The organism is Dermacoccus sp. Ellin185 (genome assembly GCF_000152185.1).
GTDB lineage: Bacteria > Actinomycetota > Actinomycetes > Actinomycetales > Dermatophilaceae > Dermacoccus > Dermacoccus nishinomiyaensis.
The window spans coordinates 1-10,078 of record NZ_AEIQ01000067.1 but is presented as its reverse complement, the minus strand read 5'-3'; the positions used below and the strand labels follow the sequence as shown (position 1 = coordinate 10,078).

9 protein-coding genes and 1 pseudogene are annotated in these 10,078 nt (G+C 70.4%); 3 read left to right on the top strand and 7 right to left on the bottom strand.

Going from position 1 to position 10,078, the window contains the following annotated elements:
* Positions 1–802, top strand: a pseudogene (locus HMPREF0321_RS16445) (hypothetical protein); the annotation flags it as partial.
* A 285-nt stretch (positions 803–1,087) separates the two neighbouring features.
* Here HMPREF0321_RS16445 and HMPREF0321_RS07030 read toward each other — a convergent pair.
* Positions 1,088–1,456, bottom strand: coding sequence for a sterol carrier family protein (locus HMPREF0321_RS07030; protein ID WP_006945324.1), 369 nt, complete (start codon positions 1,454–1,456; stop codon positions 1,088–1,090).
* A 165-nt stretch (positions 1,457–1,621) separates the two neighbouring features.
* Between HMPREF0321_RS07030 and HMPREF0321_RS07025 the strand changes: the two genes are divergently transcribed.
* Positions 1,622–2,482, top strand: coding sequence for a spermidine synthase (locus HMPREF0321_RS07025; RefSeq protein ID WP_006945320.1), 861 nt, complete (start codon positions 1,622–1,624; stop codon positions 2,480–2,482).
* A gap of 49 nt (positions 2,483–2,531) precedes the next feature.
* Positions 2,532–3,401 (top strand): Fpg/Nei family DNA glycosylase, encoded by an 870-nt coding sequence (locus tag HMPREF0321_RS07020; RefSeq protein ID WP_006945325.1) that lies wholly within the window; start codon positions 2,532–2,534, stop codon positions 3,399–3,401.
* A 216-nt stretch (positions 3,402–3,617) separates the two neighbouring features.
* Here HMPREF0321_RS07020 and purL read toward each other — a convergent pair whose 3' ends face one another.
* From purL to purD, 6 genes are all read right to left on the bottom strand, one after another.
* Complete coding sequence (purL, locus tag HMPREF0321_RS07015; RefSeq protein ID WP_006945321.1) at positions 3,618–5,963, bottom strand: phosphoribosylformylglycinamidine synthase subunit PurL; 2,346 nt, start codon at positions 5,961–5,963, stop codon at positions 3,618–3,620.
* 13 nt (positions 5,964–5,976) lie between these two features.
* Positions 5,977–6,648 carry a phosphoribosylformylglycinamidine synthase subunit PurQ gene (gene purQ, locus HMPREF0321_RS07010; RefSeq protein ID WP_006945326.1) on the bottom strand — a complete coding sequence of 224 codons (672 nt, stop codon included), beginning with the start codon at positions 6,646–6,648 and terminating at the stop codon, positions 5,977–5,979.
* The gene (purS, locus tag HMPREF0321_RS07005; protein WP_006945329.1) at positions 6,645–6,902 is read right to left on the bottom strand and encodes a phosphoribosylformylglycinamidine synthase subunit PurS; all 258 of its coding nucleotides are present in this window, start codon (positions 6,900–6,902) and stop codon (positions 6,645–6,647) included. The genes purQ and purS overlap by 4 nt, the downstream gene beginning before the upstream one ends.
* 124 nt (positions 6,903–7,026) lie before the next feature.
* Positions 7,027–7,506 carry a DUF429 domain-containing protein gene (locus HMPREF0321_RS07000; RefSeq protein ID WP_006945322.1) on the bottom strand — a complete coding sequence of 160 codons (480 nt, stop codon included), beginning with the start codon at positions 7,504–7,506 and terminating at the stop codon, positions 7,027–7,029.
* Positions 7,503–8,396 (bottom strand): phosphoribosylaminoimidazolesuccinocarboxamide synthase, encoded by an 894-nt coding sequence (locus tag HMPREF0321_RS06995; RefSeq protein WP_006945327.1) that lies wholly within the window; start codon positions 8,394–8,396, stop codon positions 7,503–7,505. The genes HMPREF0321_RS07000 and HMPREF0321_RS06995 overlap by 4 nt, the downstream gene beginning before the upstream one ends.
* Positions 8,393–9,694, bottom strand: coding sequence for a phosphoribosylamine--glycine ligase (gene purD / locus HMPREF0321_RS06990; RefSeq protein ID WP_006945323.1), 1,302 nt, complete (start codon positions 9,692–9,694; stop codon positions 8,393–8,395). Before purD ends, HMPREF0321_RS06995 begins: the two co-directional genes overlap by 4 nt.
* Positions 9,695–10,078 lie beyond the last annotated feature (384 nt).

Sequence of the window (10,078 nt, the reverse complement as noted above, 5' to 3'; positions counted from 1 at the left end):
GGGAGGGGCGGCCGCTGCTGCCGCGATGGCGTCGGGCCGCTCGTCGGACGACACGGCGACCGACGCGTCGGACCGTTCCGCGGAAGCCGACTCGACCGCGACGCAGACGCAGTCCAAGCACGCGGGCTCGGGAGCGCAGGACGCCCCCGCGTCGGCACCCGCCACGACCCCTGCTGCGCCGAAGCCCTCGGGCGGCGACGACTGGGGCACCGAGCCGCTGCCGCTGGACCAGCTTGACCAGTTCGCTCCGGCGACGACCGACGCGGCCGCAGCGCCTGCGGAGTCGGCCGGTGTCGGTGTGAGCGAGCCCGTCGCCGACCCGTCCACGTCGACGACGGGCGCTGCGTCGAACGCCGCCACGACGACGCTGGCGCAGCCGCTGGCGTCCGAGGATGCCGCGAGCGCCTCGCAGACGGCGGTCGAGGCCGACGTACGCACCGACGACGCCGCTCAGCCACTGCAGGACTTCACGTCCGACGAGCTGGCTCACGACACGGCTTCAGCGAGCGAGTCGGGGCAGTCGCCGCAGGGCTCCGGTTCGCCGTTGCAGGCTGCTCCCACGGCGGCTGAGGTCTCGGCTGCCGAGGTGGCTGACGGTCCCTTCGGCCCCGGCTCGGCCGAGCCGAACGAGGATGGTTCGGCGCCGTCGCCGGCGTACACGATCAAGGGCAACGCGGACACGATGCTGTTCCACACGCACGAGAGCCCGAGCTACGAGCAGACCGAGGCCGAGGTGTGGTTCACGAGCGTGGACGCCGCCAAGGCCGCGATGTTCCGCCACTGGAACCCCTCCCAGCGCTGATCGACCCGGCTCCTGACGATGGCCGCTCACCTCGAAGGTGGGCGGCCATCGCCGTCCTCGGCCGCCTGACCGAGCCCTTCGGCACCCTGCGCGCACATCGCGCGGGTCCGCACACGCTCCCCTGACGGCAAGATGGCGAGTAGCTCACACGTCGGCAGGGAACTGCCCGCCGACCTGTGAGTTACCCGCCATCCTCCAGGCTCCGTTTGCCTCCCGGGCGGGGCGGGGCCGCGGCCACCTCCGCGGCCGGCGCTGCTGGCCAGCCCGGCACCGTTGCGAGTCCCGTCAGGCTGGGACGAGCGGCAGTTGGGCCGAGACGTCGGCGCGCTGCCCCGACGTGCGCAGGCGCCCCTCGGCGCGGGCGGCGTCCCACGTCAGGCGGCCGGTGGCGAGTTCGAGCCAGGTGACGGCGTCGGTCTCGATGACGTTCGGGGGCGTGCCGCGCGTGTGGACCGGGCCCTCGATGCACTGGACGGCGCCGAACGGCGGCACGCGCACCTCGACGGTGCGGCCGGGCACCTGGATGCCAAGCTCTTCGAGCGTGTAGCGCACGGCGAGGGCGGTGGTGGGTCGTGCCGTGTCGGCGGGGTTCGCGGCCCAGGCGAGGACGGCGGCGCGACCCGCTTCTGGCGCGATGCGGCGACGAGGTGGCATGCGCCCCATCCTAGGGGCGCCCTCCCCTTCCGCGATTCTCGTTCCCATCGGCAAACCACGGACACATCGGCGATTCCTGTCCACCTTCGCGAATCCCGCCCACCTTCGCGATTCCTGCCCCCATCGGCGATCTTCGTCCACATTCGCACCGCCTACATTGGTCGCATGGCTCGCCGACGTATCCCCACGACTGCCCCTGAGACCGCCGCCGGCGACCCCTTCGAGTTCATCACCGACGAGCGCGGCGGCGTCACCGTCATGCGCGACGGGCACCCGCAGTCGCACGTCCACCCGGACGATCCGACGCTGCTGGAGTTCGAGTACATCCAGCACTTCGCGCTCGTGCTCGACGCGCTGACGCCGCCCGCGCCGTCCCTGCTCGGCGTCACGCACGTCGGCGGCGCAGGGCTGACGTTGGCACGCTACGTCGAGGCGACCCGCCCCGGTTCGCCGCAGATCGTCCTCGAGCCCGACGTCCGCCTCACCGACGCCGTCCGTCGCGAACTGCCGCTGCCCCGCGCGCATCGCATCCGGGTACGGCCGGCTGACGGCGCCTCGGGCGTCGTAGCTCTCAAGGACGACTCGGCCGACGTCATCGTCCTCGACGCATTCGCCGACGGACGCGTGCCGGCCGAGCTCGTCAGCCCGACGTTCGCGGCCGACGTCGCGCGTGTGCTCAAGCCGGGTGGCGTGTTCATCGCCAATCTCGCCGACGAGCCAAGGTTCGCGTGGACCTCACGCGCCGCCGCGACGTTCACCGCCGTGCTGCCACACGCCGTCATCGTCGGGGCGCACGAGGTGCTCAAGGGCAAGCGCTTCGGCAACGTCGTGCTGGCCGCGTCGGCCGACTCCAGCGCCCTCGACCTCGACGCCGTCACCCGCGCCGCCGCTCGTGCGCCCCTGCCGACGGGCGTCCGGCGCGGCGCCGAGCTGGCACGGATGTTGCGGGCGGCCGCCCCTTTCACCGACAACGACGCGGCACGCTCCCCCGTCCCGCCGCAGCTCGGTGCGTGGCGAGTGCGCTGACGCTGCGAGCGTGACACGATCGGCTGCACCGCCACGACGAAGGAGAACGATGCCCGAGGGCCACGTCACGCACCGCATCGCGGGGATGATGAACGACAACTTCGCTGGGCGAATCATCAAGTCTTCCTCTCCCCAGGGCCGATTCGCCGAAAGCTCCACGCGCATCGACGGCCGTGCCTTCGATCACGCCGAGGCCTACGGCAAGCACATGCTCGTCGCGTTCGAAGGGCTCGACGAGCGCGTCAACATCCACCTCGGTCTGCTCGGAAAGTTCTTCTGGACGTACGGTGTCGAGCCCGTCGAGGCGCCGATCACCGGCGCCATCCGGTGGCGTCTCGGAGCATCGTCCGACGACGGTGATGCGCGCGGCAGTGTGGTCATGGATCTGCGTGGCCCCAACGTCTGCGCGCTCAAGACGCCGGACGAGGTGGCGGCGATCGTCGGCAAGCTCGGGCCCGACCCGTTGCGCGTGGACGCCGACCCTGACGTCGCGTGGGTGCGGATCCGCCACACGTCGACGCCGATCGCTGCGCTGCTCATGGACCAGAAGGTGTTCAACGGCGTCGGCAACATCTACCGAGCCGAGGTGCTCTTCCGCCACGGCCTCGACCCGAAGATGCCGGGGAAGTTCTTGCGCCGCACCGAGTTCGACGCGATCTGGGCGGACCTCGTCGCGCTCATGCCGCTCGGGGTACGCGACGGCCGCATCGACACCGTCCGCGACGAACACTCGCCCGAGATCATGGGGCGTGATCCGCGCGTCGACAAGCACGGCGGCGAGGTCTACGTCTATCGACGCGCGGGGCAACCGTGCCTCGTCTGCGGCACGCCCGTGGCAATCGAGGAGTTCGCGGGCCGCAACCTGTTCTGGTGCCCGCGCTGCCAGCCGCGTCACCGCCGTCGCACGCCCAACCCGTGAGGGCCGCAATCCCGCATGGCCGAGTTTCGGACCCCGACTCGCCGGTTGAGAGCCGCAATCCCGCATGGCAGAGTTGCAGCCCCAATCCGAGCAGCCGAGCCGAGATGGGGCACCGCCCGGACCCGCACCTCGTGAACACGCCGAGAGGCCCATTCCTGATTCCAGGAATGGGCCTCTCGAACGACCGCGCACCAACCGTCAGCGATGCGCAGGCCGTCAGCCGAAGATCTTTCGCAGCGGCACCTGGTGCGTCTCGGAGAGCTCGGCGACCGGGATCGAGAACAGGTCGCCGACGGCGAGCGCGCCGCCACCCGTCTCGCCGATCTTCGCTGCGGCTACACCGGCCTTCGACGCGAGCGCCTCGACCGCCTCGACGTGCTCCGGTGCCACCGCGACGAGGGCGCGAGCGGCCGACTCGGAGAACAGCGACACGAACGCGTTGTCGGTGAACGACACCGACGCACCGACACCATGACGCATGACGCCTTCGGCCAACGCGACCGCGAGACCGCCGGACGACAGGTCGTGAGCCGCGGCGAGCAGGCCGTCACGGGCACCGTCGATGAGCACCGACGCGAGCGCCTTCTCGTTCTCGAGGTGCACCATCGGCGGCAGGCCCCCGAGGTGGCTGTGCACGACGCCGGCCCATTCGGAGCCGTCGAGCTCGTCCCGCGTCTCGCCGAGCACGTAGAGCGCGAGGCCCGCATCCTTCCACGCCGACGGCGTGCGCTTGCTGACGTCGTCGAGCACGCCGAGGACGGCGACGACGGGCGTCGGGTGGATCGCGACGTCACCCGTCTGGTTGTAGAACGACACGTTGCCGCCCGTCACGGGAGTGCCGAACGCGCGGCACGCCTCGATGATGCCGTCGACGGCCTGGCTGAACTGCCACATGACGCCCGCATCCTCGGGCGAGCCGAAGTTGAGGCAGTCGGAGACGGCGAGCGGCGTCGCGCCGGCGGCCGCGACGTTGCGGTACGCCTCCGCGACGGCGTGCTGCGCGCCGATGAACGGGTCGAGCTTCGCGAAACGGCCGTTGCAGTCCGTCGAGAGCGCGACGCCGAGCCCGGTGCCCTCGTCGACGCGCACGACGCCGGCGTCGTCAGGCATGGCGAGCGCCGTGTTGCCCATGACGTAGCGGTCGTACTGGTCGGTGATCCACGACTTGTCGGCGATGTTCGGCGAACCCAGCACCTGCAACAGCTGCGCGCGCAGCTCGTGGCCCGACGCCGGTCGGCGCAGCAGCGACGACACGTCGTCCTGCATCGCGTCGAGGTACTCGGGTCGCGCGAGGGGGCGCTCGTAGACCGGCCCGTCGTGCGCGACGGAGCGCGGCGGCACGTCGACGACGACGTCGCCATGCCAGGTGATGACGAGGTTCTCGCCGTCGGTGACCTCGCCGAGGACGACGGCCTCGACGTCCCACTTCTCGGCGATCGCCATGAACGCGTCGAGCTTGTCTGGCGCGACGACGGCCATCATGCGCTCCTGCGACTCGGACATGAGGATCTCCTCGGCCCGCAGCGAGCTGTCGCGCAGCGGCACGCGGTCGAGTTCGATGTGCATGCCGCCGTCACCGGCGGAGGCGAGTTCGGATGTCGCGCAGGACAATCCGGCACCCCCGAGATCCTGGATGCCCTCGACGACGCCCGCGGCGTACAGGTCGAGGCAGCACTCGATGAGCACCTTCTCGGCGAAGGGGTCGCCGACCTGGACGGCGGGTCGCTTCGTCGGCCCTTCGGAGTCGAACGTCTCGGAGGCGAGCACGGAGACGCCGCCGATGCCGTCGCCACCCGTCTTGGCGCCGAACAGCACGACCTTGTTGCCCTGGCCTGCGGCCTTGGCGAGGTGCAGATCCTCGTGGCGCAGCTTGCCGACGCACAGCGCGTTGACGAGCGGGTTGCCCTGGTAGCAGTCGTCGAACACGACCTCGCCACCGATGTTCGGCAGGCCGAGGCAGTTGCCGTAGCCGCCGATGCCGGCGACGACGCCGGGCAGGACACGCGCGGTGTCGGGGTGGTCGAGCGCGCCGAAGCGCAGCGGATCCATGACGGCGATCGGGCGCGCGCCCATCGCCATGATGTCGCGGACGATGCCGCCGACGCCGGTCGCGGCGCCCTGGTAGGGCTCGATGTAGCTCGGGTGGTTGTGGCTCTCGACCTTGAAGGTGACGGCCCAGCCCTGACCGATGTCGATGACGCCGGCGTTCTCGCCGATGCCGGCGAGCTGCTTGCCGCGCGGCGTCTCGCTCGGCAGGTCGCCGAAGCGGCGCAGGTGCGTCTTCGACGACTTGTACGAGCAGTGCTCGCTCCACATGACGGAGTACATCGCGAGTTCGGCGCTCGTCGGGCGGCGCCCGAGGATCTCGCGGATGCGCGCGTACTCGTCGTCCTTGAGGCCGAGTTCGGCCCACGGCTGCTCGACGTCGGGCGTCGCCTCGGCCTTGCTCACCGTGTCGAGGCCGTCCGTCTTCGGCGCGGCGATGATCTGGCTGTCGGCGCTGAAGCCCTCTTCGGCAGCGGCGAGCTGGCCCGGCTCCGGGCTCGTGTTCATCTCAGTCATCAGTGCTGTCTCCTCAGACGCTCGCGAGCGCCGTGATGGCGGACGTGAAGAAGGCGAGCCCGTCGGTCGAGGGGCCGAAGCCCTCCTCGACGCAGTGCTCGGGGTGCGGCATGAGGCCGACGACGTTGCCGCGTTCGTTCGTGACGCCTGCGATGTCGCGGTACGAGCCGTTCGGGTTGCCCTGCAGGTAGCGAAAGACGACCTGGCCCTCGCCCTCGAGGCGGTCGAGCGTCGCGTCGTCGGCGACGAAGCAGCCCTCCCCGTTCTTCAGCGCGATGGTGATCTCCTGATCGGCGGTGAAAGCGTTCGTCCACGCGGTGGAGGTGTTCTCGACACGCAGCACCTGGTCCTTGCACAGGAACTTCTGGTGGTCGTTGCGGATGAGCGCGCCGGGCAACAGATGCGATTCGCACAGGATCTGGAAGCCGTTGCAGATGCCGAGCACGGGCATGCCGCCCTGCGCCGCAGGGATCAGCTCGTCCATGACAGGCGCGAACCGCGCGATGGCGCCGCAGCGCAGGTAGTCGCCGTAGCTGAAACCGCCCGGCACGACGACGGCGTCGACGCCCTTGAGGTCGGCGTCACCGTGCCACAGGTCGACGGGGTCTCCCCCGGCGAGGCGAACGGCGCGCTTCGCGTCGTGATCGTCGAGCGAACCGGGGAAGGTGATGACGCCGATCTTCACTGCTCGTCCTTCAGGTCGTGCACGCTGACGACGTCCTCGATCACGGGGTTGCTCAGCAGCTTGTCGGCCGCCTCACGCGCCGCAGCGAGGTGCGCGTCCGTCACATCACCGTCGACGGTGAGGACGAAACGCTTGCCCTGACGCACGTCGGTGAACTGCTCGAAACCGAGGCGCGGCAGCGCACCGGCGACGGCCTGACCCTGCGGGTCGAGGATCTCGGACTTCAGCATGACGTCGACGACGACGTGGCCCATGGGTTCTCCCTGTGAGAGGCGGTGTGTCCAGCACCCTGAGTCTAGGCGGCGCCACCGACAACGCCCCATTCCCGCTCACGTCGTGCGCAGCGGCAGGTGGATCCAGCCCTCTTGACGGGCCGCGTCACGGTGCGCACACGTGGGCGATGCGATCGGCCGAGACACTGAGCGGCCTGACGGCCGGCCGCGCCGGATCAGCGCTCGAGCCGTGGCGCTTCGTCACCTCGATCACGTCGAGATCCGTCGCCCGATAGACCAAGCGCTGGCGTTCGTCCGGCGTCGCGTAGGACGCTTCCCGCACCTCGGATCCTCCCGGTTCCCCACTACCCTGATCACGCACGAGTTCGACGAACTCCTGAGGCCAGCCGAACGGGCAGTCGACGCCGATCTTGGCGTCACTGCGATCGAGGAGGCTGACGAGCACCGCGTCGCTGACGCACTCACGACCCTCGCCCCAGACGTCGACGATCGTCGCGCGGTCCCCCTCCCAAGCCAACTCCACCGCAGCGGTGTTGACCGGGGCGGCAGCCAGGTCGACACCGATACTGATGCCGTGGGCCGGTCGCTGAACCTCGGGCTCGCCCGCCGCACTGCGACCCGTCACGCGAACGTGCGGCCCGTCAGTGCTTCGTAGGCCTCGATGTACTTGGCGCGCGTGGCGGCGACGATGTCGTCGGGCAATGCCGGCGGCTGCTCGCCCGACGACTTGTCCCAACCAGAGGCCGGGGACGTCAGCCAGTCGCGCACGAACTGCTTGTCGTACGAATCCTGTGCGCGCCCCGGCTGCCACGACGCGGCCGGCCAGAAGCGTGACGAGTCGGGCGTCAGCAGCTCGTCGGCGAGCACGAGGGTGCCGTCGGCGCGCACGCCGAACTCGACCTTCGTGTCGGCGATGAGGATGCCGCGCTCGGCAGCGATCTCGTTGCCGCGCCCGAGGATTCGAACGGTGAGGTCACGCATCTCATCCGCGCGCTCCCGCCCGACGAGCATGACGGCCTCGTCGAACGTCATCGACTCGTCGTGATCCCCGATCTCGGCCTTCGACGTCGGCGTGAAGATCGGCGTCTCGAGCTTCGAGGCATCGACCAAGCCGTCCGGCAGGGCCACCCCACACACCGCACCCGTGGCGCGGTACTCGGCGAGCCCGCCACCCGTCAGGTACGCGCGGGCGATGGCTTCGAGCGGCACCATGTCGAGCCGTTCGACGAGCACCGCACGGCCGGCGACGGCGTCGGGCACGTCCGTCGAGACGACGTGGTTGGGCACGAGGTCGGCCATCTGCTCGAACCACCACAGCGACAGCTGCGTCAGCACCTTGCCCTTGTCGGGGATCGGTGTCGAGAGGATGAAGTCGAACGCCGAGATGCGGTCACTCGCGACGAGCAGCACCTGGTCGTCGCGAGGCTTGCCGTCGGCGTCGAGCGGCGCGTACAGGTCGCGCACCTTGCCGGAGTAGACGTGCGCGTACCCAGGAAGTTCGAGTGTCTCGCTCATGCCTTCTCTCCTTCGACGGTGATCTCACCCTCGAGTGCCTTGAGCGCGATGTCGGTGCGGTGATGACTGCCGGGCAACGTGATGCGCTCGACGCCCGCGTACGCCACCTCACGGGCGGCGGCGAGATCCGCACCCCGCCCGACGACCGACAGCACGCGCCCACCGGACGAGACGATTCCGCCGCCGCTGCCGAGATTCGTCCCCGCATGCAGGACGTACGCACCGTCACCCGCCGCGGTGCCGTCACCGTTCACCTCGTCGAGGCCGTCGATGCGCGCACCCGTCACCGGCTTTGCGGGGTAACCCTCGCTCGCGACGACGACGGTGACGGCGGCGTCATCGCTCCATTCGAGCGGCCCGAAGTCAGCGAGCTCACCCCGTGCGGCAGCGCGCAGCAGACCGCCGAGCGGCGTGCGCAGACGCGCGAGGACGACCTGCGTCTCCGGGTCGCCGAAGCGCGCGTTGAACTCGACGACCTTGGGGCCCTTCGACGTCAGCGCCAGCCCGACGTACAGCACGCCCGCGAACGGCGTGCCGCGGCGCGCCATCTCGACGATCGTCGGCTGCGCGACTCGCTTCACGACATCGTCGACGAGCCCCGCCGGCGCCCAGTCGAGCGGCGAATACGCGCCCATGCCACCGGTGTTCGGGCCCGCATCGTCATCATGGGCGCGCTTGAAATCCTGCGCCGGCTCGAGCGGAACGACCGTCGCACCGTCGCTGATGCAGAACAGCGACACCTCGGGGCCGTCGAGAAATTCTTCGATGACGAGGCTCGACCCGGCGTCGAGACAGGCCCGGGCGTGCGCGAGCGCCTCGTGGCGGTCGTTCGTCACGACGACACCCTTGCCGGCCGCGAGCCCGTCGTCCTTGACGACGTACGGGGCGCCGGTCGCATCGAGGGCCTCGACGACCTGCGTCATGTTCGTGCACGCGTGCGCGCCGGCGGTCGGGACGTCGGCGGCGGCCATGACGTCCTTCGCGAACGCTTTCGACCCCTCGAGTCGGGCGGCTTCGGCGGACGGGCCGAACGTGTCGATTCCGGCTGCGCGCACCGCGTCCGCCACCCCGGCGACGAGCGGCGCCTCGGGCCCGATGACGACGAGGTCGGCCCCGATCTCCTGCGCGAGTTCGGCGACGGCGTCACCGTCGAGGATGTCGACGTCACGCACCTGGGCGTCGGCGGCCATGCCTGGATTTCCGGGGGCGGCGACGATGACGTCGACCTGCGGATCCGCTGCGAGACCCTTGACGATGGCGTGCTCGCGCGCGCCCGTTCCGACGACCAAAGCCTTCATGGCTGCAACCCTACCGGCGAGGAGGCGGCGCGCGCGGCCCCGGGAACCCAGGGGGAGGAAATGCTCCCGGGGCGGCGCGCACCTGGCGCGAAGTGGGTCGAACCATCGGGGGGAGGTGGTGACACGCTCCTTCGCGCACCGGACGGGCCGGCACGACCCACTATGGCACGACCACGGGCACCCGTTCGCTCACGGTTTGGCAGAATGACGTCATTGGCGAACATTCGCCAAGAGCGCCACTTCTTTCTCCCTCGTCGACAGGCGGCCGTCATGCCCCATCAGTCATCCACCGATGTACCTTCCGGGGCGCCCGGCACACCCGCCGACGCTCTCGGCGCGCCTTCCGACGCCCCCGGCACGATCGGCGGCGGCACGCCCGCCGAC